The organism is Rhodobacter sp. P1_C2 (assembly GCF_056406375.1).
The window spans coordinates 1-1,132 of the sequence record NZ_JBFUAG010000037.1 but is presented as its reverse complement, the minus strand read 5'-3'; the positions used below and the strand labels follow the sequence as shown (position 1 = coordinate 1,132).

Annotated in this window: 1 protein-coding gene; it reads right to left on the bottom strand. The window is 63.5% G+C overall.

Features of this window, described 5'->3' with window-relative positions:
- Positions 1-15 precede the first annotated feature (15 nt).
- Positions 16-945, bottom strand: coding sequence for an IS110 family RNA-guided transposase (locus AC1DZT_RS25300; RefSeq protein ID WP_478009414.1), 930 nt, complete (start codon positions 943-945; stop codon positions 16-18).
- Positions 946-1,132: the final 187 nt, after the last annotated feature.

Genomic DNA, 1,132 nt, shown 5'->3' with positions numbered 1-1,132 from the left:
GGTAGCAACTGTCTTTCAGGCTTTGGTTTGGGCGTAGTCTTTGCCTGTTTTGACCATTGCGTTGAGAATTGTCAGGAGTTTTCTTGCGCAGGCGATGATTGCGACCTTTGTCGGTTTTCCGGCAGCGGCGAGTCTTGCTCTGAAGGCCTTGATGTTCGGATCGTGGCGCGAGGCGATGAAGCCGGCCAGGTAGAGGCTGCGTCTGATGGCGGGTCGCCCGCCCCAGATGTGGCGCCTTCCGCGCAGGGTGCCTGAATCGCGGGCCTGGGGTGCCATCCCGGCCAGGGCCGCGATACGCCGGTGATCGAGTTGTCCAAGCTCTGGCAGGCGGGCGAGGATCACGGCAGCCAGCACAGGTCCGATCCCGGGGGCCGATCTCAAGCGGCGGCTGGCGCTGGCCAGGGCGTCCCGGCTTTCGATCAGGGCGGCAATTGCCTCATCCACATCGGCAAGATGCTTTCCCAACACGTTGAGAAGCATCGCAATTTCTGACGAGATCCAGGAATTGCGCGCCATGTGCGCGCGGTTTCTCTCCCGTCCGATCATGCCGATCAGATCATCCCGGCGCGCCACCAGTTCCGCGAGCCGGGCGCGATCCTCGTCCGCGGGCGGTGTCGGTTTCACGTCCAGGGCCCGGCCCATCCGGGCCAGGATCTCTGCATCGACCCGGTCCGTCTTGGCCAGCCGCCCGGTGGCCCGCGCAAATTCCCTGGCCTGGCGCGGGTTGACACGGGCATGCACGACAGCCGCCTCGACGAGCGCCGCGGTCAAGGCGCGCTCATAGCCGCCTGACGCCTCGAAGACGACGAAACAGCCCGAGGCCTCGCGGGCGAAGCGGGCAAGATCCTGTTCCGTATTGGCAATCCGGTCATGCCGACCGGAGCTGAGCGAGAAGGTGTCGAGCCAATCCTTCGAAACGTCGACACCGATGAAATCCTGTGGCAAAGTCATGGAGGCCTGTCCTTGATCTGCGGGGTCGTCTGTTGGCGCAGCGCCCCAGGCAACTGTTCAGGTTTGAACGCGTAAAAGCAGACGAGCCCCAAGCTACCGAACGGGCTCACGCACCCAAGGATGGAACGGGGTCTCGTCTGCAACCTCCATTATCGCAGATCGCGAAGAGACAAGGATGGGC